We start from the raw sequence: 23427 nt of genomic DNA, 5'->3' as shown, positions 1-23427 counted from the left end.
TTCATGGAGGCGCGCGCCGCCCGGCGCGCGCCGTCGATATCGCGTCAGGACGCGGCGTAGGTATCGCGCAGGACGTTCTTCTGCACCTTGCCCATGGTGTTGCGCGGCAACTGGTCCACGACGTGGATCCGCTTGGGCACCTTGAAATTGGCGATGCGCGATTTCAGGTCGGCCTGCATGGCCGAGACATCGATCGCCGCGCCGGCGCGCGGCACCACCACCGCCACCACCGCCTCGCCGAAATCGGGATGCGGCACGCCGATGACGGCCGACTCCAGCACGCCCTGCATCTCGTCGATGACCGTCTCGATCTCCTTGGGGTAGACGTTGTAGCCGCCGGAGATGATCAGGTCCTTGCTGCGTCCGACGATCGACAGGTAATCGGCAGGCACCGCGCGCCCGCCCGACTCGCCGCCCCAGCGGCCCACGTCGCCGGTCTTGAACCAGCCGTCGGCGGTGAACTCCTCGCGCGTCTTCTCGGGCATGCGCCAGTAGCCGGAGAAGACGTTCGGCCCGCGCACCTGCACGTTGCCGATCTCGCCGGCCGCCAGCGCCTGGCCCGCGTCGTCCACCACCCGCACCTGCACGCCCGGCAGCGCCTTGCCCACCGTGCCGCCCAGGCGTTCGCCGTCCCCGGGCCGGTAGGGATTGGAGGTCAGCATGACGGTTTCGCTCATGCCGTAGCGCTCCAGGATGGTGTGGCCGGTGCGGGCCTGGAAATCCGTGAACGTCTCGGTCAGCAGCGGCGCCGAGCCGGAGATGAACAGGCGCATGTTGGCGCAGGCCGCGCGGTCGAAGCGCGCGTCGGCCAGCAGACGCACGTAATAGGTGGGCACGCCCATCATGACGGTGCTTTGCGGCAGGTAGCGCAGCGCCTGGTCCACGTCCAGCCTGGGCAGCCAGATCATGCGCGCGCCGGCCAGCAGCGCCCCGTGCGAGGCGACGAACAGACCGTGCACGTGGAAAATCGGCAGCATGTGCAACAGCACGTCGTCCTCGCGCCAGCCCCAGTACTGGTGCAGCACGCGGGCGTTGGAGGCCAGGTTGCCGTGCGACAGCATGGCGCCCTTGCTGCGGCCGGTGGTGCCGGATGTGTACAGGATGGCGGCCAGGTCGCCGGCCTGGCGCGCCACCGTCCTGAAGCGCTGCGGCATCGCGGCGGCGGCCTGCAGCAGCGTGCCGGTGCGGTCTTCGTCCAGGGTATAGACGTGCGCGCTGCCCGCCTTGGCGGCGGCGCGGCGCACCCACTGGGCGTTGGCGCTGGTACACACGACCACGGCCGGCTCGGCGTTGCCCAGGAAGTATTCGATCTCGGCTTCGCGGTAGGCCGTGTTCAGCGGCAGGTAGACCAGCCCCGCGCGCAGCGTGGCCAGGTACAGCAGCAGCGCCTCGGGCGACTTCTCGACCTGCACCGCCACCCGCGCGCCGGCCGGCAGCTTCAGCGAGGCCAGCAGATTGGCCAGGCAGGCGCTGGCGCGGTCGATGTCGTTCCAGGTATAGCGCAGCGTCGGGGTCTCCAGCGCGACGCGGTCGCGATCGGCGGGGAAGCCCCCCTCCAGCACAGCATACAGGTTGGCGTTGCTCACCTTGTCTAGTCTCCGGTAAATGTAGGGGCCGTGCCGGCCAGGAAGGCGCGCACGCCCTCCCGGTGGTCGCGGCTTTCAGCATAGGAAAAGAAATCCAGGTATTCGTCTTCGCCCAGCGGCGCGCCGGCGCAAAGGCGGCGCGCCTGGCGCTTGTTGATGCGCGCGGCCAGCGGGGCGCCGCCCAGGATGGCGGCCACGCTGCGCTGCACCGCCTGGTCCAGTTCGGCCGCGGGCGCCGTACGCGTGACCAGCCCCAGGCGCAGCGCTTCGGCGGCGTCGAAGACGCGTCCCTCGAGCAGGATGGCCAGCGTCGCCGCGCGGCCCACCAGTTCGAGCAGGCCGCGCATTTCGTCCGGCGCCATCGGAAAACCCAGCTTGCCGATCGGCACGCCGAAGCGGGCCGACTCGGCGGCGATGCGCAGGTCGCACTGCGCGGCGATCTCCAGCCCGCCGCCCACGCATACGCCCTCGATACGGGCCAGCACGGGATGCGGGCAGGCGGCCACCGCGGCCAGCGCCGGCGCCAGGATCTCGCGGTGATAACGCTGCACTCCGGCCAGGTCGGCGCGTTCGGCCGGAAACTCGCGGATGTCGGCGCCGGCGGCGAAGTGTCCCTCGGCGCCGCCGACGACCACGCAGCGCAGCGCCGCGTCGGCGCCCAGCGCCTCGAAGACCTCGCGCAGCTGCCGCCACATCGCGACCGTCAGGGCATTCATGCGGCCCGGATGGCTCAGCGTGACATGCGCCACGCCGGCGTCGACACGGCACAGGACCTGCCCAGGCTGGGAACTCGGCTTCATGGCGCGGCTCATCCCAGGCGCGCAATGCCGCGGCTGACTTGCGGCTTGCCCTCGTTCAGGCGCGCCAGGTTGCCGTCCAGCTCGCCCAGTTCGTAGAGATAGTTCACCATCATGCCGCAGGACTGCGCCAGCCCCTTGGCCGAGGTGTCGGCGGCCCAGTTCAGGCGCTCGATGCGCGCGCCGTTGCCCAGGTGGAACCGGGCCACCGGATCGAGCGGCTGGCCGCCCCGCATTGCCTGCAGGTAGCGCGCGGCCAGGCGCAGGCCGGCTCGCTGCACCACTTCCGACGGTTTGCCCGTAGCCGCGCGCGCCAGCCGCGTTGCCCAGCGCGCGCCATCCGGCGCACCGCTGCGCGTGCGTGCCTTGTCGCGCACCGTCTGCTCGACCTCCTGCGCGTCCAGCCGCGACAGCCAGTCGACGAAACCGGGAATGGGCGACAGCGTGGCGAAGAATTTCAGTTTGGGCAGCTCCTGCAACAGGCGGTCGATCACGCGCTTGAGCAGGAAGTTGCCGAAGCTGATCCCGCGCAGGCCGGGCTGCGTATTCGAGATGGAATAGAAGATCGCCCAGCGCGCCTTGTCCAGGTCCTGCGGCGGCGCGCCGGTGTCCAGCAGCGCCTGGACGTTGTCGGCCATCTGCGCGGAAAACGCCACCTCCACGAAGATCAGCGGCACGTCGGGCATCTGCGGATGGAAATACGCGTAGCAGCGCCGGTCGCCCGCCACCCGGTGGCGCAGGTCGTCCCACGAGCGGATTTCGTGCACGGCCTCGTAGAGGATCAGCTTCTCGAGCAGCGAGGCGGGCGAATCCCAGGTCAGCGGACGCAACTCCAGCAGGCCCACGTCGAACCAGGCCGACAGCAGCGCCTCCAGCTCCTTGTCCAGCGCCTGCAATCCTGCGACCTGCTTGCGCCAGCGCAGCATGTCGGCGCGCAGCGCCACCAGGAAGCGCAGCCCGTCGGGCAAGGCATTGAACCGCTTGAACAGGCGCGTGCCCTGCGCCCCGTCGCCCTGCATGCCCGCGCCGACCTGCGCCAGCCCGCCCAGCATGGCGCGGCGCCGCTTGCCATCGGCCTGCTCATAGGCCAGGCGCCAGGCCTGCGCCAGCTTGTTGGCGCGCACGTCGGTCAGGCGCGCCTCGAACAATTGCGCCAGGTCGGCCGGCGGCGGCATCCGGTCGCGCTCGAACAGGCGACCCAACCGGGCAATGAGGCCGGCGCTTTCGCCGGCCGATGCATCGGCCGCTTCCGGTTCGGCGTCAGGCGTGCGTGCGACGCGTGCGGATGCCTGGGGATCGAGTGCGGACATGGCTGAGCTCCTGTACGGCCTGAACGGCGGGTGAGTCGATGGCGGCGGCCCCGGCCGGCTCCTGCCCGGCCAGCGCCTGCAAGGCGGCCAGCTGGCGCAGCAGGTGCTTGCGGGTAAGGGCCTCGGCGCCTTCCGGGTCGCGCGCCTTGAGCGCGGCGAAGATGGCCATGTGCTCGGCGCAGGATTCGCGGATGCGCCCCGGCAGCGCCAGGCTCTTGTGGCGGAACAGGCTGAGCACCTTGCGCAGGTTGTCGACCATGTCGGACAGCCAGCGATTGTCGGCCAGGGCCTGCACCGCGACGTGAATGCGGAAGTTGGTCTCGTAATAGGCGTCGATGCGGCCAGCCTGCGCATGCGCCTGCAAGGCGCGGTGCAAGGGTTCGAGCGCGCGCAGGTCGTCCTCGCCGGCGCGCTGCGCCGCCTCGAAGGCGCAGCGCCCCTCCAGCATGGCCATGAGCGGAAAGATCTGCTCCAGGTCACGCACCGTCAGCTCATTGACGAAGCACCCCCGGCCCGGCTCCAGGCGCACCAGGCCCTCGGTGGCCAGCACCTTGAGGGCTTCGCGCAGCGGCGTGCGGGAAATGCCCAGCTGCTCGGTCAGCCCCGCTTCGTCCACCCAGGCGCCGGCGCCCAGCGCGTGGGTGCGGATCATGGTGCGCAGACGATCGGCCACTTCCAGGTACAACGCCTGCCGGACGATGGGTGTAGTCATCGGGCTGCCCTCTGCGGTAATTCATAATTATGAATAAACCCATGGTAGCCTGCTTTCGCGCGGGCGGTAAGCGCCGTACGCCTAGGGTATTCCCAGGGGTGGCGGCCGCCCGCTCAGAAGTGCAGTACGCCGTCGACCGCGTGGCGGGTCAGCGCCCGCGCCCAGCGGCGCGCCGGCAACCTGTACTGCGCCTCGACGACTTCGGCGCGCGCCAGCAGGTCGGCCGGCGTGATGGCCAGCGGCGGGCCGGAAAACGCCAGCACGATCTGGTTGCCCGCGTCGATCTCGGGCAGCACCACCAGGCGGTCGTCGAAAGCCTTGCTCAGGTTGTCGATATTGCGCCCGTAGCTCTCGTGGCGGCCGAACAGGTTGACCGACAGTACGCCCACCTCGCCCAGCACGCGGCGGCAATCGCGGTAGAACTTGACCGAATCGCGCACCGGGCCGCACGCCATGGCGTCGTAGAGGTCGACCATGAGCACCGGGCAATCGCCGGCGTGCGCGGGATCGGCCACCCAGGCGCCGGCATCCTCGTGATGCACGTCCAGGCGCTGCGACGTAGGCAGGCGGAAGAACATCTGGCAGACCGCGGTGACCTGGGGATTCCATTCGACCACCGTCACGGGGCTGCGCGTGTGCTTGAGACAGAACCGCGCCAGCGACCCCGCGCCCAGGCCGAGCAGGCCGATGGATTGTTCGCGTGGCGGTTCGAGAAACAGCAGCCACGCCATCATCTGGGCAGTGTATTCAAGCACCAGCCGGGCCGGGTCGCGGATCATCATCGCGCCCTGCACCCACTCGGTGCCGAAATGCAGATAACGGATGCCGTCGGCTTCGGACAGCGAGGGTTGATCGAGTTCTGAGGGGGTGTGGCGAATAGGCATCGCGGCATTGTAGCCACTGCGCCCTCACACCCTTGTCCCATGCCGCGGCCGGGCTCGCGGCACCGGCGGCGCCGCGAGCCCGGGGCGTCAGACGCGCTCGAAAATGGCGGCGATGCCCTGCCCGCCGCCGATGCACATCGTCACCAGCGCGTAGCGGCCGCCCACGCGCTGCAGTTCGTACAAGGCCTTGACCGTGATGATGGCCCCGGTCGCGCCGATGGGATGGCCCAGGCTGATGCCGCTGCCGTTCGGATTGACCTTGGCGGGATCCAGCTCCAGCTGGCGCGTCACCGCGCAGGCCTGCGCGGCGAACGCCTCGTTGGCCTCGATCACGTCGAGCTGGTCCACGGTCAGGCCGGCGCGCTTGAGGGCGGCCTGTGTGGCCGGCACCGGGCCGATGCCCATGATCTCGGGATCCACGCCGGCATGCGCATACGCCACCAGGCGCGCCATCGGCGCGATGCCGCGCTGCGCCGCCGCGGCCGCGCTCATCAGCACCACCGCCCCCGCGCCGTCGTTCAGGCCCGACGCGTTGCCCGCCGTGACCGTGCCGTTTTCCTTCTGGAACACGGGCCGCAGGGCCGCCATGCTTTCGAGGGTGATATCGCGGCGCACGTGTTCGTCGGTATCGAACACCGTCTCGCCCTTGCGCGTCTTCAGCGTCACCGGGACGATCTGGTCGCGGAAACGGCCCGCGTCGATGGCGGCCGCGGCGCGGCGGTGCGACTCCACCGCCAGCGCATCCTGGTCGGCGCGGCTGATGGAATAGCGCGCCGCCACGTTCTCGGCCGTCACGCCCATGTGCATGCGGCCAAACGGATCGGACAGCGCGCCGGTCATCATGTCGACCATGGCGCTGTCGCCCATGCGCGCGCCCCAGCGCTGCGCCGGGGCGATATACGGCGCGCGGCTCATGCTTTCGGCGCCCGCGCCCACGGCGATCTCGGTATCGCCCAGCATGATGGTCTGGGCGGCCGACACGATCGCCTGCAGCCCCGACCCGCACAGGCGGTTGACGTTGAACGCCGGGGTTTCCTTGCCGATGCCGGCGTTGATGGCGGCCACGCGGGACAGGTACATGTCGCGCGGCTCGGTGTTGATGACATGGCCGACGGCAACGTGGCCGACCTCGGGGCCGGCCACGCCGGCGCGCGCCAGCGCTTCGCGGATGACCGTGGCGCCCAGGTCGCAGGGCGCCACGTCTTTCAGGCCACCGCCGAAATCGCCAATGGCGGTACGGGCTGCGGCTACGACTACGACTTCGTTCATGATGTCAATTCCTCCTGTTTTCATGCGGTATGGCCATGCAATCGATCATACCGCCGCCGGGCGCGGCATGCTTCAGCGGCCCGCCGCCCGGGCGCTGATGCCATTGGCCACGCCCATGCCGGCCTTGGGCACGTCGTGGATCATCACGCGCACGTCCGTGCCGTCGATGCCTATGCTGTCGCACACGGCGCGGTTCAGCGCCCCGATCAGCGCCTCTTTCTGCTCGTCGGTGCGGCCGGCGATCATGTCCACCGTCACCAGCGCCATTTGCCGGCCAAGTTCGCCCGCCACGATGACATGGGCGGCGGGGACTTCCTCCAGCACGACGCGTACGCTGGACAGCGGCGCGCCGATGCTGTCGACCACAGCCTGGCAGGCGGCCGCGAGCAGCGCCGACTTCTGCGCCGGCTGGTGGCCTTGCATGATCTGTACATTCAAGAGAGGCATGACATGGTTCCGGTAGCGATTGAGAAAAACGGCCACCCCGTGGTGACCGTCTGCCATCATATCGCCGTCGGGGCGCGCCGCGAAGTCCGCGGGCTCAAGCCGCGTCGCGCTCGTGCGCCTGCCCCGCGCCGTCCGAGGCCGCCTCCGCCGCATCGCCCGGCCCGCCGGCGGCGTCGGACTCGGCCAGCACCGGCGTGACCAGCTCGACCACCTTCTTGCGCGACAGCATGCCGATGAACTCGTCGCCCTCGCCCGTCACCGCCACCGGCTGGTCGCTGTGCACCAGTTGCGCCAGCACCTGGTCCAGGCCGGCGGTGGCCGGCACCGAGGCCAGGTCCTCGACGAAGCGCGACACGTCGCGCGCGCCCTCCTCCACCGCCTGCTGCGCGGCGGCGGCCATCAGCACGCCCGCCAGGCGCTTGCCATCGAGCACCGGCGCATATTCGTAGCTCAGCGCCTGCATGCGATCCAGCGCATGCGCCGGCCGCGAGCGCATCGTCAAGGTCAGGCGCGGCGGGTTCACCGCGTGCGCCGCGTTGAGCACCTTGGTGCGGTTGACGTCCTGCAGGAACGACTGCACGTATTCGGTGGCGGGATTGAGCAGGATGTCTTCCGGCGTGCCCTCCTGCACCAGCTCGCCGTCCTTGAGGATCGCGATGCGATTGCCCAGGCGCAGCGCCTCGTCCAGGTCGTGCGTGATGAACACGATGGTCTTGTTCAGCTTGGCCTGCAGCTGCAGCAGATGGTCCTGCATCTCGCGGCGGATCAGCGGGTCCAGCGCCGAGAAGGCCTCGTCCATCAGCAGGATCTCGGCGTCGGTGGCCAGCGCCCGGGCCAGCCCCACGCGCTGCTGCATCCCGCCCGACAACTGGTGGGGATACTGGTTCTCGAAACCGGACAGGCCGACCTGCTCCAGCCAGTGGCGGGCCCGCTGCTCGCGCTCGGGGCGCGCCACGCCCTGCACCGCCAGCCCGTAGCCGGCGTTGTCCAGCACCGTGCGATGGGGGAACAGGCCGAAGCGCTGGAACACCATGCTCATCTTCTTCTGGCGGAACGTCTCCAGATCGCGCTTGTTCAGGCTGACCACGTCCACGCCATCGACCAGGATATGGCCGGCGCTGGGCTCGATCAGGCGGTTGAAATGGCGGATGAGGGTCGACTTGCCCGAACCCGACAGCCCCATGATCACGTAGATGCTGCCTTCCTCGATGGACAGGCTGATGTCGCGCAGGCCCAGCGTGTGGCCGCTCCTGGCCAGCAGGTCTTCCTTGCTGATGCCGTCGCGCGCGGCCTGCAGCCACTTGCCGGGATGCGGGCCGAAGATCTTGTAGATATTCTTGACTTCGATTTTGCTCATCGCTGGCCTCCGTTGCGTACGCGTTGCCCGTACGATTGCGTGATGCGGTCGAACAGCACCGCCAGCACGACGATGCCCAGCCCGGCCAGCAGTCCGCGGCCGACCTCCAGGCGGTTGATGCCCAGCAGGACTTCATAGCCCAGCCCGCGCGCGCCGATCATCGAGGCGATGACCACCATCGACAGCGCCATCATGGTGGTCTGGTTGATCCCGGCCATGATGTTGGGCAAGGCCAGCGGCAGCTGCACGCCGAACAGCTGCTGGCGCGGGTTGGCGCCGAAGGCGCGCGCCGCCTCCAGGACTTCGCGGTCGACCAGGCGGATGCCCAGGTCGGTCAGGCGGATCAGCGGCGGCACGGCGTAGATCACGGTCGCGATGATGGCCGGGATCTTGCCCAGCCCGAACAGCATCACGACCGGGATCAGGTACACGAAGCTGGGCATGGTCTGCATCACGTCCAGCACCGGCAGCATGCCGGCGCGCAGCCAGTCCACCCGCGCCATCAGCACGCCCAGCGGGATGCCGATCACCACCGAAAGGCCGGCGGCCATGATCATGAGCGCCAGCGTCTGCATGCCGGCGTCCCACAGGCCCAGCACGCCGATGACGCACAGCAGCGCGCCCATGGCCAGGCTCAGGCCGATGCGGCGGCTGACCAGCCACGCGATGGCGATGGTGACCGCCACCACCGCCCACCAGGGCGACTGGCGCAGCACCTGCTCCAGCCAGACCAGCACGCTCAGGAAAGGTTGCGACATCGCTTCGAGCGTGTCGGCGTAGTTGGTAACGAGATGATCGACGAATCCGTCGATGGCCCCGCGCACTGCGCGCGCGGGAATAACTTCAGGGAACATCAGGCGACTCCATTCTGGCGTGTCGCGCGGCCGGGGAAAGGGCCGCTCCGGCGTACGGAGCCGGCGACACGGGATGCCCGGGGCCTGCGGCCGCGCCGGGCGCGATCGGCGCCCCCGTCAGGGCGCCATCGCGGGCCGCGGCGGCGCAACGGCGCCGTCGCGGCCCTGGACCGCTACAGGGCGGTCTGGACGCGCTCGGCCACGTCGGCCGGCACCCACTTCTTCCAGACATCGGCCTGGTTCTTCAGGAACCACTGCGCCACGGCGGCGGACTCGTCGCCGGACTCTTCCATGTGGGCCAGGGTCTGGTCCATGACCGGCAGCGGCACCGCCACCTTGGACAGGAACTCGGTCAGCTTGGGCGCCTCTTCCGAGAACCGGGTATTCACGGCGGTGAACACCGGGTTCTCGGGATAGGCGCTGGGCTGCGGATCGCTGCACTTGGGCGCCGTCAGGCACTTGTGCTTTTCCGCATCGTACGGCGGCAGTTCCAGCTTGACCAGGTCCATCGAGCCGACCAGCGGCGTGGGATACCAGTAATAGAACACCACATCCTGCTTGCGCTTGTAGGCGGACATCAGGGCCGCCTTCTGCGCCGCGCCCGTGCCGGGCGAGTACAGCGTGTAGCTGTCATCCAGCTTGAGCGCATGGAACAGGTTGGTGCTGGTCACTTCGCAGCCCCAGCCCGCCGGACAACCATAGAAGCGCCCCTTGCCGGGTTCCTCGGGGTCCTTGAAGCGGTCCTTGAACTTGGGCAGGTCGGCGGCCGCCTTCAGCTCGGGCAGGCGCTCGGCGGTGTAGCGCGGCACGAACCAGGCTTCGCCGCCCATGTAGAGCTCGCCCACCCGCTTGACCTTGCCGGTCTTCTGGGCGCGCTCCCAGGGATCGGCAACGCTGTTGAGCCAGATTTCGGTATTGATGTCGAGGTCGCCGCGCTCCAGGGCGGCCAGCGCCGGCAGGGTTTCGGTGGGCAGGACCTCGGTCTTGCAGCCGTAGCCCTTTTCCATGATGAAGCGCTCGATGTCGACGAGGACGAGGTTGGACTCCCAATTCATGCCGCCGAAATTGACGGGCCGCGAGATTTCGCACTGGGGCTTGTCGGCTGCCTGGGCCGCACCGCTGAACGCGCATAGTGCGGCCAGGGCGGCCAGGGTCTTTACTGGGGTGAAACGCATTGGCTTTTGCCTCCATAGGTTCAGGGACACGGGACCGGGCAGACGCCGGACCATGCCGTGGAGCTAAGGGGGTTGTGCGGAAGACGGGCAGAACCGCCAATACAAACCGACACTAGCAGCAGGAGGCCGCGCCGCGGGCTGGGGCCATCCTGTAAGACAGCGGCCTGGTCACCGGCAGGTTGCCGGCACAAGGCTCGCAGAAATTTGAAAGAAACTAAACGAAGAAGGCCGCATCTTAGACGATTTTGAATTCTCGACCAACCCCGAACCGGAAGCAAACGGATACATTCACCCTGTTCAGGCGTCGGGGAAAGCCCCTAGGCGCCCGGCGCAAAACCAGCGTCCGCGCAGTGCTGCGACGCAACACAATGCGGATTCATTTGGTTTCAATTTGAGATGAAATGATTTGCAGCCGCCGGTCCTGCGCATGGCGCCAGGACCGGCGGCCGCCCTAGCGGGCGTTGCCTGCGTAGATGTAATCGCGCCGCCATGGATAGGCCAGGTCCTGGGCCATGTCGAGCTCGTCGGCGCGGCCCGTGGCGGGTGTCGTGACCAGCACCTGGTGCAGCGAAATCCAGCCGTGCTCGAAACCCATCGCGCACCCGGCCAGGTACAGCCGGTAGGCGCGCAGCGAACGCTCGCCCTGCTCTCCCTGCAGGATGCGCGCGGCCTCGGGCAGGCACGCTTCCAGCGCGTCGCTCCAGGCCCACAGCGTACGCGCGTAGTGCGGGCGCAGGTTCTCGTCGTCGACCGCTTCCAGGCCGCCCGCCGTCACCGCCTCCAGCACGCTGCTGATGTGGGTCAGCTCGCCGCCCGGGAAGATGTACTTCTCGATGAATTCGCCCATGCCGTTGCCGAGCTCGGCGTTGTAGACGCCGCCCGCGGTAATGCCATGGTTCATCACCAGCCCGCCCGGCTTGACCAGCCGCCGCAGCTTGGCGAAATAGGCCGGCAGCTGCGCGCGTCCGACGTGCTCGAACATGCCCACCGACGCGATCTTGTCGTACGGCGTGCCTTCATCCAGCTTGCGGTAGTCGAGCAGTTCCATGCGCACCCGCCCGGACAGGCCTTTTTCCTCGATCAGGCGGTTGACATAGGCGTGCTGGTTGCGCGAGAGCGTGATGCCGGTGGCATCGACGTCGTAGTTCTCGGCCGCCCACAGCAGCAGGCCGCCCCAGCCCGCGCCGACGTCCAGGAAGCGCTCGCCCGGCTGCAGCCGCAGCTTGCGGCAGATGTGGTCCAGCTTGGCCTCCTGGGCCTGCGCCAGCGTCATGTCGGGCGTGCGGTAATAGGCGCAGGAATAGACCCGGCGCGGATCCAGCCACAGGGCGTAGAAGTCGTCGGAGAGGTCATAGTGGAACTCGATCTGGCGCGCATCGCGCTCGATCGAATGGCGCCAGACCGAGGTGACCTTGCGCACCAGCTCGGTCAGCCAGCCGCCGCGTGCCGCGTCGACCGGCGAACTGGGCAGCAGCGCCGCGGCGGCCGCCATCACATCACGCATGCTGCCCTGGATATCGATGCGGCCCTCGACGTAGTCCTGGCCCAGCACGCCGACGGCGCCCTCGGCCAGGTGGGCCAGCGCGGTCTTGTCCCGCGCCACGAAGCGCACGCGCGCCTCCGGACTGCCCAGGACCGTGCCGTCAGGCAGGGTCAATTGCACCGGTACCGGTAATTCCTGGAGCTTGCGTTCCACCACAGACAGCAAAGGATTCACGACTTCCTCTCCCCTGAATATGAACGGACACGCAGACTTTATCGGAAAACAGTTGCAATTCAAACGCAAGCCTGGCCGTGATAAAGTGGCCGGCTTGCCTCGAAACATGCAATAACGCTCGCACGGCCCTGTACGCCGTCGCCGCGCACGCCCCTCCCATGCCCCCGAAAACCATTTCCCGCAGCATGCCGGGCTGGCTCATCCTCATGGGTGCGCTGACCGCCATCGGCCCTTTTTCCATCGACATGTACCTGCCGGCCTTTCCGTCGATCGCCGCCGGCCTGGGCGTCGAACGCGGCGAAGTCGAGCGGACCCTGGCGGCGTACCTGATCGGCATGGCCGGGGCGCAGATCATCTATGGCCCGCTGGCCGACCGCTACGGCCGCAAGCTGCCCATGATGGGCGGACTCATCCTGTACGTGCTGGCCTCGCTGGGCTGTGCGCTGGCCGGCGACATCCAGACCCTGACGGCGTGGCGGGTGGCCCAGGCCCTGGGCGGCGCGGCCGGCGTCGTCATCCCGCGCGCGGTGATCCGCGACCACTACGAGACCCAGGAAGCCGCGCGCGCCATGTCGCTGCTGATGCTGATCATGGGCCTGGCGCCGATCCTGGCGCCGCTGGCCGGCGCGCAATTGCTGGCCTTCGTCGGCTGGCGCAGTCTGTTCTGGCTGATGGCCGCCGGCGGCCTGGCGCTGCTGCTGGCCGTCGCGCTGACCATGAAGGAGACGCTGGCTCCCGAGCGCATGGTGCCGCTGCGGGCGGGCACCATCCTGAACAATTACCGCGCCCTGCTGGCGCACCGCGGCTTCATGGGCCACAGCCTGGCGGGCGGCATGGGCCAGGCCGGCATGTTCGCCTATATCGTCGGCTCGCCGCGCATTTTCATCGAGCTGTACGGCATCGCGCCCCAGTATTACGGCCTGCTGTTCGGCGCCAACGCGGCCGCGCTCATCGTCGGCTCGCAGATCAGCGCCCGGCTGCTGCGCAAGTCCGCGCCGGCCACCCTGCAGCGGCGCGCCCAGGTCGCGCTGGCGGCGGCCAGCCTGAGCGCCCTGGCCCTGGCCCTGCTCGGGCTGATGAGCCTGCCGCTGCTGATGGCCTGCCTGATGGGCTATATGTTCAGCCAGGGCTTCGTCAATCCCAACTCGGCCGCCCTGGCGCTGGCCGAACAGGGCCGGCGCCTGGGCGCGGCATCGGCCCTGCTGGGTACGCTGCAGCTGTCCTGTGGCGCGCTGGCCGGGCTGATCATCAGTATCTGGCCGGCCGAAAGCGTGCTGCCGCTGGCGGCGGTGCTGGCCGGCTCGGCCTGCCTGTCGTGGCAGCTTGGCCGCATGGCGCGCAGACCTGCTTGATTTTCCTTGGGTTTTCGTAGTAGACTTTATGTCTTGACTTGAAGTTTCCCGTGCACGACTACTATGCTTTGTGGCCGTGTGCATAATTTGCGTCTCGCAGTGAACACACGCGGGATAGGCAACGGGGTATAAGCACAGGTCCTGGGTTGGCTTACGGATTGCCGCGCGCGTTCTGGTGGATCAGGAATCCCCGCGACGCAACAGGCGCCGGATCGGCCATCTCGCGGACCCCATCCAGATACTGGGTGGCAAGGCCGGGGGGCCTCCCCCGGGCGCCAATCGGCCACCGGCCGCGGCGCAGCACCTTGCGGCAAATGCCCGGTCACCGATTCCCGACGCGCCGCGGACTAGAACAACCCAGAGAGGTGCATCCATGGCACGCGTATGCCAAGTGACCGGTAAAGGCCCGATGGTGGGCAACAATGTTTCGCACGCGAACAACAAAACCAAGCGCCGCTTCCTGCCCAACCTGCAATCGCGCCGGTTCTGGGTGGAAAGCGAAAACCGCTGGGTGCGCCTGCGCGTGACGGCAAAAGCCATCCGCACGATCGACAAGAACGGCATCGACGCCGTCCTGGCCGACCTGCGTGCCCGCGGCGAAGCGGTCTGAGCAGGGCTTGCGCCCCCACCAGCCCCCTAGACATTAGCCGCCAACACTACACCTCAGGAGCACGACATGGCCAAAGGTATCCGCGAAAAGATCAAGCTCGAGTCGACTGCCGGCACGGGCCACTTCTACACGACCACCAAGAACAAGCGCAACATGCCCGAAAAGATGCTGATCAAGAAATTTGATCCCGTCGCTCGCAAGCATGTCGACTACAAAGAGACCAAGCTGAAGTAATTCGGCTTGCGTTGGCATGGCGCGTGCGCGCGCCATGGTGAGCGGCCCCGCCCTGGCGGGGCCGTTTTATTTGGCCGCGCTCGCCGCGGCAGCGCCGCCCCGGCCGAGCGCCTCATTCGGCGCGCTCGGCGCCGGGCTGGTGCGCCGTGCCCGGCGGGCCGCACTCGGTAAAGATGCGTGCCGTACAGGCGCGGCAGATCTCCGGATCGAGCCGCTCGTAAATGGTGTGTATGGCGGTCGCCTTGTCGGGGAAGATATGGTCGGCGCCCAGGCGGTCGATGAAGCCCGAGCGGCGCCAGTCGCGCAGCACCTCGGGGCGCGGCCGGTGGAAATACAGATCGCCGCCGCCCGCCCGCCGCCTGCGCAACTCCTCCTCCCAGACCTGCGCGCCGGCATGGTCGATGAAGTTCATGCTCTTGCTCATCACCAGCAGGTGGCGCTGCCCGGCGCTCGCCCCTGCGCGCAGCGCCTGCAGGCGGTCGGTGACATGCGTGGCCGCGCCGAAATACACCGACCCCTCCATGCGCAGCAGCTTCAGCTGGGGACATTCCGGCAATTCGCCGGACTGCCCTTCCAGCACCACGAAATGGCGCTGCGGATCGGCGGCGTCGAAGCCCATCGGGCGCATGGCGGGCCGCGCCGTGCGGTACAGGTAGGCGGTCAGCGACAGCAGCGTGCCCAGCAGGATGGCGATTTCCATGCGGATCGTCACGGTGGCCACCAGCGTCGCCGCGGCGATCAGCGCCTCGCGCGGCGCGATGCGCACCAGCACGCGCCAGCGCGGCAGGTCCAGCAGCGACCAGGCCACCACGATCAGCAGGCCGGCGATGGCCGCGTGCGGAATCAGCGCCAGCACCGGGCTGCTGACCAGCACCAGCAAGACCAGCAGCAAGGCCGCGAACACCGCCGCCATCGGCGTGCGCGCGCCCGCCTCGTAGTTCGGCACCGAACGGTTGAGCGAACCGCATGACAGGTACGACGAGAACAGCCCGCCCACGACATTGGACAGGCCCTGGCCGATGAACTCGCGGTTGGCGTCTATCAACTGCCCGGAGCGCATCGCGACCGCCTTGGCGATCGAGATCGATTGCGCCAGCGCGACGATGGTCAGCGGCACCGCCACGCCCACCAGGTCGGGCAGCACGCTCCATTGCACGGCCGGCACGTGAAACGGCGGCCACGGCTGCGCCAGGGCGCCAAGCACCGAAATCGGCTGGCCCGCCGCGGTGAACACGCCGGCGTTGAGCGCCACCGCCAGCAGCGTGCCGGCCGCCAGGCCGGCCAGCATGTGCGGCTTGCGGCGATCCCAGCGCCGCACCAGCAGCGTCACGATGATGGTGGTCAGCGCGACCGCACTGGCGCCCCAGTGCGCCTCGCCCAGACGGCTGCCCACCGCCGCCAGGACCGCGCCGGCGGAGTGCGCCTGCACGCCTTCCAGCCCGAGCGCATCCTTGAGCGCATGCACGGCGATCAGCAGCGCCGCCCCGCTGGTAAAGCCGAACAGCGCCGAGGGCGAAATGAAATTGGCCAGCGAACCCAGCCGCAGCAGCCCGACCGCCAGCTGCATCACCCCGACCAGGATGGTGACCGCCAGCGCCATCTGGATATAACCGGGGCTGCCCGGCAGCGCCAGGGGCGCCAGCACGGCGAACAGGGCCAGCGAATTGGCGTTGGTCGGGCCGGACAGCACATGCCGGCTGGAGCCGAACAGCGCCGCGACGACACAGGGCACGATGGCCGAATAAAGCCCGTATTCGGGCGGCAGGCCGGCCAGCATGGCGAAGGCCACCCCTTGCGGCAACACCAGCAACGCCCCCAGCAAGCCCGCCTGCGCATCCGCGCGCAGCGTGCCGGCAGTGATGTCGTTTACCCAGCCGCCCAGGATTGCGGCCACGCCGCCGCGTACTGTCTTCCCCATCTTGTTGACCTTGTATCCCGCGCCACGGCCGCCTCCGCCCGCTGTCGCGTCAAAAGGCGCTAGCGTAAACCCATGGCCGCGCACGCGCAACGCGCCGGCGAGACCCGCCTTTGCCATGGCGCTTTCCGATACTGGCGAGAAAACATCCGGGATTGAGCGCGCCATCGCCAAGCCCCCTGCCAAGCAGTCCGCGCACATCGTCCACAACGGCTTCGACGCGCCCGCGCGCATCGCCGCGCACCCCTCGCACGGCTAGGGAAAACCAGCGTCGGCACGCATTCGTTGCGCTGAAAACAACAACCTGTACCCCTGCTCGGCGCTGAACGCATGCAGCGGCGCGAGTTTCCGCTATCATCGGGCGCGAGGTGTTGTTCATCGAATATCCGGCGAACACGCTGCCTCCATATCCTCACTACTACGGATTTTGACCATGGCTACCAAAGCAAAAGCGCCTGCCAAGAAAGTCACGAAGACCGCCGCCAAGGCTCCTGCCAAGGCTCCCGCCAAGAAGGCCCCCGCCAAACCCGCCGTGAAGAAAACGGCCGCCGCAGTGCGTCCCATCAAGGAAGCGCTGAACAAGTCGCAACTGATCGCCTACCTGGTCGAGAACACCGGCGTGGAAGCCAAGTCGGTCAAGGCCGTGCTGGCCGGCCTGGAAAACTCGGTGCTCGCCTCGGTCGACAAGAAGGGCGCTGGCGAATTCACCCTGCCCGGCCTGTTCAAGGTCGCCGTGCAGAAGGTTCCCGCCAAGGCCAAGCGCTTCGGCAAGGACCCGTTCACCGGCGAAGAGCGCTGGTTCCCGGCCAAGCCCGCCTCGGTGAAGGTCAAGGTTCGCCCCCTGAAGAAGCTGAAGGACGCCGCGCAATAAGCGCCTGACGTCTCAGGTCAAACCGCAGAGCCCGCCGCACCGGCGGGCTCTTCGTTTATGCGGCCGCGATTTGACCGGGCCGCATTTATCTTGATATAAAGATACTTTACATCAAGATAACAATGAAAGATCACGTCGACCTGGTGCTGTCCCAATGGGCGCACGAACGCCCCGACCTGGACGTCTCGTCCATGGCCGTGCTGGCGCGCGTTTTCCGCTTCAACACGGCCGCGCTGCGGCGCATCGAGCCGCTGTTTCGCGCCGCCGGCCTGCACCAGGGACAATTCGACCTGCTGGCCACGCTGTACCGCGCGGGCGCCCCGCATGCGCTGTCGCCGCAGCAACTGACCGCCGCCCTGCTGCTTTCCTCCGGCGCCATGACGCACCGGCTCGATCAACTCGAACAAGGCGGCCTGATCGCGCGCAGCCCCAACCCCGACGACCGGCGCGGCGTCATCGTCTCGCTCACGCCCGCGGGCCTGCGCACCATCCGGCAGATCCTGGCCGACTACCTGGCGGAGATCGACGCCCTGCTGACGCCGCTGTCGGCCACCGAGCGCCGCCAGCTGGCGGGCCTGCTCAAGCGTCTGCTGGCCGAACACGACCGCACGACGCCGGGAGGCATCCCGCAATGAGCCCAGCGCGCGCGCGCCTGACCGCGCCCATCGTTCTGCTGATGTCCGTGGCCACCGGCCTGGCCGTGGCCAGCAACTATTACGCCCAGCCGCTGCTGCATACCATCGGCGCCGAGTTCTCCCTCACCACCGCGACCGCGGGCGCCATCGTCACCGTGGCCCAGCTCAGCTACGCCGTCGGCCTGATCCTGCTGGTGCCGCTGGGCGACCTCTACGAGCGGCGCAGCCTGATCGCGCTGATGACCGCCCTGTCGGCCGTGGGCCTGCTGCTGTCGGCCTTCTCGCCCGGCATCGGCTGGCTGATGCTGGGCACGGCCGTGACCGGGCTGTTGTCCGTCGTGGCGCAGGTCCTGGTGCCGTTTGCCGCCACCCTGGCCGAACCGCACGAACGCGGCAAGGTGGTCGGGGCCGTCATGAGCGGCCTGCTGCTGGGCATCCTGCTGGCGCGCACCATTGCCGGCGCGCTGGCCGATCTCGGCAGTTGGCGCACCGTCTACTGGGTGGCCGCCATCCTGATGCTGTTGATGTCGATGGCGCTGTGGCGCGTGCTGCCGCGCTCTGTCAACCCGACCAGGCTGAGCTATCCGCGCCTGCTGGCCTCGATCGCCCAGCTTTATGCGCAGGAACCCTTGCTGCGCGCACGCTCGGTGCTCGGCGCGCTGCTGTTCGCCGCGTTCAGCATGCTGTGGACGCCGCTGACCTTCCTGCTGTCCGGCCCGAACTATGGCTATTCCAATACCACCATCGGGCTGTTCGGCCTGGCCGGCGCCATCGGCGCCTATGGCGCCAACCGGTTCGGACGCCTGAACGACCGCGGCCAGGGCAACCGCTCGACGCGCCAGGGCCTGTTGCTGCTGCTGGCCTCGTGGCCGCTGCTGGCCTGGGGCACCCACCATGTCGCGCCCCTGCTGGCGGGCGTGCTGGCTCTGGACCTGGCGATCCAGGCGGTCCATGTCACCAACCAGAGCGCCATTTACCGCCTACGGCCCGAGGCGCGCAGCCGCCTGACCGCCGGCTACATGACCTCGTATTTCCTGGGCGGCGCGGCGGGATCGCTGCTGTCGGCCTGGATCTACGCCCACGCCGGCTGGCTGGGCGTCACGGCGGCCGGCGCGCTGACCTCGCTGGCCGCCCTGCTGTACGGGTGCCTGGCGCGGTCGGCGCGCATCCCCGAAACCACGCCGGCCCCTGCGATCGGCTAGCACCTCCTATAATTGATGGTTTTGACCGCCCGCGCCCGCCGGGCGCGGTCCGTTACCTATTTTTTCGCACGAGTCCATGCAGGAACGCTACCAACCCAACTCCGTCGAAGCAGCCGCCCAGCAGAACTGGCAGGCCCGCGATGCCTATCTGGTTCGCGAGCACGCCAGGAACCCCGACGGGTCGGAAAAACCCAAGTTCTACGCCTGCTCCATGCTGCCCTACCCGAGCGGCAAGCTGCACATGGGACACGTGCGCAACTACACCATCAACGACATGATGGCGCGCCAGCTGCGCATGCGCGGCTACAACGTGCTGATGCCGATGGGCTGGGACGCCTTCGGCATGCCCGCCGAGAACGCCGCCATCAAGTCCAAGGTGCCGCCGGCCAAGTGGACCTACGACAACATCGCCTACATGAAGAAGCAGATGAAGGCGATGGGGCTGGCGATCGACTGGTCGCGCGAGATGTGCGCCTGCGACCCGAAGTACTACAAGTGGAACCAGTGGCTGTTCCTGAAGATGCTGGAAAAAGGCATCGCCTACCGCAAGACCCAGGTCGTCAACTGGGATCCGGTCGACCAGACGGTGCTGGCCAACGAACAGGTCATCGACGGGCGCGGCTGGCGCTCGGGCGCCCCGGTCGAAAAGCGCGAGATCCCCGGCTACTACCTGCGCATCACCGATTACGCCGAAGAATTGCTGGACCAGGTCAGCGGCAACCTGCCGGGCTGGCCCGAGCGCGTGCGCCTGATGCAGGAGAACTGGATCGGCAAGTCCGAGGGGCTGCGCTTCGCCTTCCCGCACCGAATCGCCGGCGCCGACGGCAAGCTGATCCAGGACGGCAAGCTGTATGTATTCACCACGCGCGCCGACACCATCATGGGCGTGACGTTCTGCGCGGTGGCGCCCGAGCACCCGCTGGCCACCCATGCCGCGCAGTCCGATCCGGCGCTGGCCGCCTTCGTCGAACAATGCAAGCTGGGCGGCACCACCGAAGCCGAGATGGCCACGCGCGAAAAGGAAGGCATGCCCACGGGCCTGACCGTCACCCATCCGCTGACCGGCGCGGAAATCGACGTCTGGGTCGGCAACTACGTGCTGATGACCTACGGCGACGGCGCCGTGATGGGCGTGCCGGCGCACGACGAGCGCGATTTCGCCTTTGCGCGCAAGTACGGCCTGCCGATCCGCCAGGTCGTCGCGCTGGAAGGCAAGGCCTACTCCACCGACGCCTGGCAGGAATGGTACGGCGACAAGCAGGCCGGCCGCACCGTCAACTCCGGCAAATATGACGGCCTGGCCTACCAGGCCGCCGTGGACGCCATCGCCGCCGACCTGGCGGCCCAGGGCCTGGGCGAGAAGCAGACCACCTGGCGCCTGCGCGACTGGGGCGTTTCGCGCCAGCGCTACTGGGGCACGCCCATCCCCATCATCCACTGCGCCGATTGCGGCCCGGTGCCCGTGCCCGAGCAGGACCTGCCCGTGGTGCTGCCCGACGACCTCATCCCGGACGGCTCGGGCAACCCGCTGGCCAAGAACGAAGCCTTCCTGTCGTGCTCGTGCCCGCGCTGCGGCAAGCCCGCGCGCCGCGAAACCGACACCATGGACACCTTCGTCGACTCGTCCTGGTACTTCATGCGCTACACGTCGCCGGACAACGACCAGGCCATGGTCGACGCCCGCAACGATTACTGGATGCCGATGGACCAGTACATCGGCGGCATCGAGCACGCCGTGCTGCACCTGCTGTACGCGCGCTTCTGGACCAAGGTCATGCGCGACCTGGGCCTGCTCAACTTCGACGAGCCCTTCACCAAGCTGCTGTGCCAGGGCATGGTGCTCAACCATATTTACTCGCGCAAGACGCCGCAGGGCGGCATCGAGTACTTCTGGCCCGAGGAAGTCGACAACGTCTACGACGCCAAGGGCGCCATCGTCAGCGCCAGGCTCAAGCGCGACGGCTCCGAGGTGAACTACGGCGGCGTGGGCACGATGTCCAAGTCCAAGAACAACGGCGTCGACCCGCAGTCGCTGATCGACACCCTGGGCGCCGACACGGCGCGGCTGTTCGTCATGTTCGCCAGCCCGCCCGAGCAGACGCTCGAATGGTCCGATTCCGGGGTGGAGGGCGCCAACCGCTTCCTGCGCCGCCTGTGGGCGCTGGGCTACGCGCAGCGCGAGGCGGTCGGCCGCGGCCTGGCCGCCGGCGCCGACTGGACGCAGGCCCCGGCCCCCGTCAAGGACCTGCGCCGCGAGGTCTATGGCCTGCTCAAGCAGGCCGACTACGATTACCAGCGCATCCAGTACAACACGGTCGTGTCGGCCTGCATGAAAATGCTCAACGCCATCGACGACGCGACCCTGCCCGAAGGGCCCGCCGCCGATGCCGCGCGCGCCGAGACCCTGGGCCTGCTGCTGCGCGTGCTGTACCCCGTGGTGCCGCACATCACCTGGCACCTGTGGCAGGATCTCGGCTACGCCGAGCACCTGGGCGACCTGCTGGACGCGCCCTGGCCGCACGTCGACGAGGCCGCCCTGGTGGCCGACGAGATCGAGCTGATGCTGCAGGTCAACGGCAAGCTGCGGGGTTCGATCCGGGTCGCCGCCAAGGCGCCCAAGGAAGACATCGAACGCATCGCCGCCGCCCAGGAAGAAGTGGCGCGCTTTCTCGAAGGCCGTCCGCCCAAGCGCGTCATCGTCGTACCGGGCAAGCTGGTCAACGTCGTAGGCTGACAGAGGTCCACAAGCATGAACTTCGCCGGGCACTTCCTGCATCTTCCCCGCCTGACCTGGCCGCGCGGCATCGCGCTGGCGATGCTCATGCTGCTGGCCGGCTGCGGCTTCACCATGCGCGGGGTCACGCCGCTGCCGTTCGATACGCTGTATGTCGGCATTCCCGACAACACGCGCTTCGGCGCCGACGTGCGGCGCGCGTTGCGCGCCGCCTCGCCGAATACCCGTCTGGTCGCCGGCACCAAGGAGGCGCAGGCCATCCTGCAGCAGGTCAGCACCGACCGTACGCTGCGCGAGGTCTCGCTCAACGCGCAGGGCCGGGTCGAAGAATACGAACTGGGCATCGACTACACGTTCCGCCTGATCGACGCCAAGGGCAATGCCCTGGTGCCCGACACCACCATGTCGATCTATCGCGAAATGCCGTATGACGACCAGGTCGTGCAGGCCAAGCAGGGCCAGATCGACTCGCTGTACCAGTCGATGGAAAAAGAGCTGGTCAACCGCCTGCTGCGCCGCCTGACGGCTCCCGACGTGCACGAAGCCGCCACCAAGGCGGCGGCCGGCACGCTGGATCCCGACGCGCCGGTCTATGACCCCAACCAGGCCACGCCCGCCAGCCAGCCGTCGCCCTGGAATACCCCCAACGCCTACCCCGGCATGGGCACGCCCTGACGATGGCCGCGCCCCTGGACAGCGACGCCCTGGCCAGCCACCTCGCACGCGCGGGGGGCCGGCTGGCGCCGCTGTACACGGTGTCGGGCGACGAACCGCTGCTGGTCACCGAAGCCGCCGACGCCATCCGCGCGGCGGCGCGCGCGGCCGGCTACACCGAGCGCACCTCCATGGTCATGGACGCGCGCAGCGACTGGAGCGCGGTGGCGGCCGCCACGCAAAGCGTCTCGCTGTTCGGAGACCGGCGCCTGCTGGAGCTGAAGATCCCGACCGGCAAGCCCGGCAAGAGCGGCGGCGACATGCTGGCCCGGCTGGCCGAGCAGGCGCGCGACCAGGCCGACGCCGACACGCTCGTGGTCGTCGCCCTGCCCCGCCTGGACAAGGCCACGCGCGACAGCAAGTGGGCCCAGGCGCTGGCGCGCGGCGGCATCATGGCCGACATCGCCAACGTCGAGCGCGGCCGCCTGCCGGCCTGGATCGGCATGCGCCTGGGACGCCAGAACCAGCGCGCCGACACCGCCACGCTGCAATGGATGGCCGACAAGGTCGAGGGCAACCTGCTGGCCGCCCACCAGGAAATCCAGAAACTCGGGCTGCTTTACCCGGAAGGCCAACTGGCCGCCGAGGATGTCGAACGCGCCGTGCTCAACGTGGCGCGCTACGACGTATTCGGGCTGCGCGACGCCATGCTGGCCGGCGATACGGCGCGCACCGTGCGCATGCTCGACGGCCTGCGCGCCGAGGGCGAGGCCCTGCCGTTGGTGCTATGGGCGGTCGGCGAGGAAATCCGCCTGCTGGCGCGCGTGGCGCAGGCGCGCCAGCAGGGCCAGGACGCCGGCGCGCTGATGCGCCGGCTGCGCATTTTCGGCGCCCATGAACGGCTTGCGCTGCAGGCGCTGGGCCGGGTGGCGCCCGGCGCATGGCCGGCGGCCGTGCAACACGCCCATGAAGTCGATCGCCTGATCAAGGGCCTGAGCGTACCGGGCCGGCTGGCCGATCCCTGGGAAGAAATGACCCGGCTCGCGCTGCGCGTGGCCGCGGCCGGCGCCCGACCGTGAAGGCGGCCTGGCCGCCACCTCCGCCTCGCCGAC

22 protein-coding genes are annotated in these 23427 nt (G+C 68.6%); 10 read left to right on the top strand and 12 right to left on the bottom strand.

All coding sequences use genetic code 11. From position 1 onward, the window contains the following. Nucleotides 1-44: 44 nt before the first annotated feature. The 11 genes from CAL11_RS07615 to CAL11_RS07565 all read right to left on the bottom strand — a co-directional run bounded on the left by CAL11_RS07615 (nucleotide 45) and on the right by CAL11_RS07565 (nucleotide 12108). A complete protein-coding gene (locus CAL11_RS07615) occupies nucleotides 45-1586 on the bottom strand; it encodes a malonate--CoA ligase (RefSeq protein WP_086092579.1) in 1542 nt (513 codons plus the stop codon). 5 nt (nucleotides 1587-1591) lie between these two features. Beyond that, nucleotides 1592-2398: an enoyl-CoA hydratase/isomerase family protein gene (locus CAL11_RS07610; RefSeq protein ID WP_033467121.1), complete on the bottom strand. Its 807-nt coding sequence runs from the start codon at nucleotides 2396-2398 to the stop codon at nucleotides 1592-1594. Further along, nucleotides 2395-3693 (bottom strand): malonyl-CoA decarboxylase domain-containing protein, encoded by a 1299-nt coding sequence (locus tag CAL11_RS07605; RefSeq protein WP_167382460.1) that lies wholly within the window; start codon nucleotides 3691-3693, stop codon nucleotides 2395-2397. The genes CAL11_RS07610 and CAL11_RS07605 overlap by 4 nt, the downstream gene beginning before the upstream one ends. Continuing rightward, the gene (locus CAL11_RS07600) at nucleotides 3644-4405 is read right to left on the bottom strand and encodes a GntR family transcriptional regulator (protein WP_086092578.1); all 762 of its coding nucleotides are present in this window, start codon (nucleotides 4403-4405) and stop codon (nucleotides 3644-3646) included. The genes CAL11_RS07605 and CAL11_RS07600 overlap by 50 nt, the downstream gene beginning before the upstream one ends. A 113-nt stretch (nucleotides 4406-4518) precedes the next feature. Then, nucleotides 4519-5289 carry a spermidine synthase gene (locus CAL11_RS07595; RefSeq protein WP_033467129.1) on the bottom strand — a complete coding sequence of 257 codons (771 nt, stop codon included), beginning with the start codon at nucleotides 5287-5289 and terminating at the stop codon, nucleotides 4519-4521. Between the two features lie 87 nt (nucleotides 5290-5376). Beyond that, the gene (bktB, locus tag CAL11_RS07590; protein WP_033467132.1) at nucleotides 5377-6558 is read right to left on the bottom strand and encodes a beta-ketothiolase BktB; all 1182 of its coding nucleotides are present in this window, start codon (nucleotides 6556-6558) and stop codon (nucleotides 5377-5379) included. A 72-nt stretch (nucleotides 6559-6630) separates the two neighbouring features. After that, entirely contained in the window at nucleotides 6631-7005 is a 375-nt protein-coding gene (locus tag CAL11_RS07585) for a tautomerase family protein (RefSeq protein ID WP_033467135.1), read from the bottom strand. Nucleotides 7006-7099: 94 nt separating this feature from the next. Then, complete coding sequence (locus tag CAL11_RS07580) at nucleotides 7100-8362, bottom strand: quaternary amine ABC transporter ATP-binding protein (protein WP_086092577.1); 1263 nt, start codon at nucleotides 8360-8362, stop codon at nucleotides 7100-7102. Beyond that, complete coding sequence (locus tag CAL11_RS07575; protein ID WP_033467141.1) at nucleotides 8359-9216, bottom strand: ABC transporter permease; 858 nt, start codon at nucleotides 9214-9216, stop codon at nucleotides 8359-8361. Before CAL11_RS07575 ends, CAL11_RS07580 begins: the two co-directional genes overlap by 4 nt. Before the next feature lie 173 nt (nucleotides 9217-9389). After that, nucleotides 9390-10391, bottom strand: a complete 1002-nt coding sequence (locus CAL11_RS07570; protein WP_033467144.1) for an ABC transporter substrate-binding protein — start codon at nucleotides 10389-10391, stop codon at nucleotides 9390-9392. 451 nt (nucleotides 10392-10842) lie between these two features. Continuing rightward, the gene (locus CAL11_RS07565) at nucleotides 10843-12108 is read right to left on the bottom strand and encodes a class I SAM-dependent methyltransferase (protein WP_086092576.1); all 1266 of its coding nucleotides are present in this window, start codon (nucleotides 12106-12108) and stop codon (nucleotides 10843-10845) included. Between the two features lie 158 nt (nucleotides 12109-12266). Between CAL11_RS07565 and CAL11_RS07560 the strand changes: the two genes are divergently transcribed. The 3 genes from CAL11_RS07560 to rpmG all read left to right on the top strand — a co-directional run bounded on the left by CAL11_RS07560 (nucleotide 12267) and on the right by rpmG (nucleotide 14304). After that, nucleotides 12267-13460, top strand: coding sequence for a multidrug effflux MFS transporter (locus CAL11_RS07560; protein WP_086092575.1), 1194 nt, complete (start codon nucleotides 12267-12269; stop codon nucleotides 13458-13460). A gap of 373 nt (nucleotides 13461-13833) precedes the next feature. After that, on the top strand, nucleotides 13834-14070 hold the full coding sequence (gene rpmB, locus CAL11_RS07555) for a 50S ribosomal protein L28 (RefSeq protein WP_003810297.1): 237 nt from the start codon (nucleotides 13834-13836) through the stop codon (nucleotides 14068-14070). 66 nt (nucleotides 14071-14136) lie between these two features. After that, complete coding sequence (gene rpmG, locus CAL11_RS07550; RefSeq protein WP_003810296.1) at nucleotides 14137-14304, top strand: 50S ribosomal protein L33; 168 nt, start codon at nucleotides 14137-14139, stop codon at nucleotides 14302-14304. A 112-nt stretch (nucleotides 14305-14416) separates the two neighbouring features. Here the strand turns inward: rpmG and CAL11_RS07545 are convergent, their stop codons facing one another. Continuing rightward, nucleotides 14417-16222, bottom strand: a complete 1806-nt coding sequence (locus CAL11_RS07545) for a SulP family inorganic anion transporter (protein WP_033467146.1) — start codon at nucleotides 16220-16222, stop codon at nucleotides 14417-14419. A gap of 115 nt (nucleotides 16223-16337) precedes the next feature. Between CAL11_RS07545 and CAL11_RS24330 the strand changes: the two genes are divergently transcribed. From CAL11_RS24330 to holA, 7 genes are all read left to right on the top strand, one after another. Continuing rightward, nucleotides 16338-16478, top strand: a complete 141-nt coding sequence (locus CAL11_RS24330; protein WP_157668844.1) for a hypothetical protein — start codon at nucleotides 16338-16340, stop codon at nucleotides 16476-16478. A 174-nt stretch (nucleotides 16479-16652) separates the two neighbouring features. Further along, nucleotides 16653-17090, top strand: coding sequence for an HU family DNA-binding protein (locus tag CAL11_RS07540; protein ID WP_033467147.1), 438 nt, complete (start codon nucleotides 16653-16655; stop codon nucleotides 17088-17090). Nucleotides 17091-17212: 122 nt separating this feature from the next. Next, complete coding sequence (locus CAL11_RS07535) at nucleotides 17213-17725, top strand: MarR family winged helix-turn-helix transcriptional regulator (RefSeq protein ID WP_086092574.1); 513 nt, start codon at nucleotides 17213-17215, stop codon at nucleotides 17723-17725. After that, nucleotides 17722-18927: an MFS transporter gene (locus CAL11_RS07530; protein WP_033467149.1), complete on the top strand. Its 1206-nt coding sequence runs from the start codon at nucleotides 17722-17724 to the stop codon at nucleotides 18925-18927. The genes CAL11_RS07535 and CAL11_RS07530 overlap by 4 nt, the downstream gene beginning before the upstream one ends. Nucleotides 18928-19003: 76 nt before the next feature. Beyond that, nucleotides 19004-21661, top strand: a complete 2658-nt coding sequence (gene leuS / locus CAL11_RS07525; protein ID WP_086092573.1) for a leucine--tRNA ligase — start codon at nucleotides 19004-19006, stop codon at nucleotides 21659-21661. A 15-nt stretch (nucleotides 21662-21676) separates the two neighbouring features. Further along, the gene (lptE, locus tag CAL11_RS07520; RefSeq protein ID WP_086092572.1) at nucleotides 21677-22336 is read left to right on the top strand and encodes an LPS assembly lipoprotein LptE; all 660 of its coding nucleotides are present in this window, start codon (nucleotides 21677-21679) and stop codon (nucleotides 22334-22336) included. 2 nt (nucleotides 22337-22338) lie between these two features. Further along, nucleotides 22339-23394: a DNA polymerase III subunit delta gene (gene holA, locus CAL11_RS07515; RefSeq protein ID WP_033467152.1), complete on the top strand. Its 1056-nt coding sequence runs from the start codon at nucleotides 22339-22341 to the stop codon at nucleotides 23392-23394. Nucleotides 23395-23427: the final 33 nt, after the last annotated feature.

It is taken from the genome of Bordetella genomosp. 6 (genome assembly GCF_002119705.1).
In the GTDB taxonomy this organism is placed as follows: domain Bacteria; phylum Pseudomonadota; class Gammaproteobacteria; order Burkholderiales; family Burkholderiaceae_B; genus Bordetella; species Bordetella bronchiseptica_F.
The sequence above is the reverse complement of the archived record's forward strand: the minus strand, read 5'-3'. Positions and strand labels throughout refer to the sequence as shown.